The organism is Aeromonas eucrenophila (genome assembly GCF_000819865.1).
Taxonomy (GTDB): domain Bacteria; phylum Pseudomonadota; class Gammaproteobacteria; order Enterobacterales; family Aeromonadaceae; genus Aeromonas; species Aeromonas eucrenophila.
On the sequence record NZ_CDDF01000011.1, the window covers coordinates 53,724 to 54,275 of the forward strand.

1 pseudogene is annotated in these 552 nt (G+C 64.5%); it reads right to left on the reverse strand.

Features of this window, described 5'->3' with window-relative positions:
- A pseudogene (locus tag BN1124_RS10580) lies at positions 1-552 on the reverse strand (alpha-2-macroglobulin family protein); the annotation flags it as partial.

The following is a 552-nucleotide window of genomic DNA, read 5'->3' on the forward strand; positions in this document are numbered from 1 at the left end:
GATAGGGCTGGGGATCGTACTCGTACTTCCAACCCTCCCCGCCTGCGTAATGCCAGTAGTAGTCCCGGTATTCGTTGATGAGACGCACCTTCACCGCCCCCGCCACCGGTTGCCCCTGCTCATCCAGATTCAGGATCTGGAACGGCAGCGGCCTGCCCCCCTCGACCCGCTCCGCCACGAAGTCAGCCTTAAGCGCCGGCCACTGACTCCCCACAGGCCAACCGTACTGGGTGTGGCTGCGATTGACCGCCCGGCCACCGGGCTCGGACAGCGACACCCGATAACTCACCTCGAGGGGCCCAAGGGCCTTGAGATCCTCCAGTTGATCCGCGAGGGCCACACGCCCCTGCCCTTGCTCATCCAGGATCAGGCTGACGGGCTCCAGCTCCTTGGCCTGCTCGATGAGCCGCACATCCCCCAGAGTGAACTCCTGCCACTGGGTGAAGGGCATGAGGGCGCGACTTATCTTCACCTCCGCCTTGGCCTTGGTGCCGCTGGCGGGGGCGCCGTAGAGATAATCCCCTTTAAGAGGCAGCGTCAGCGCATCGGCAT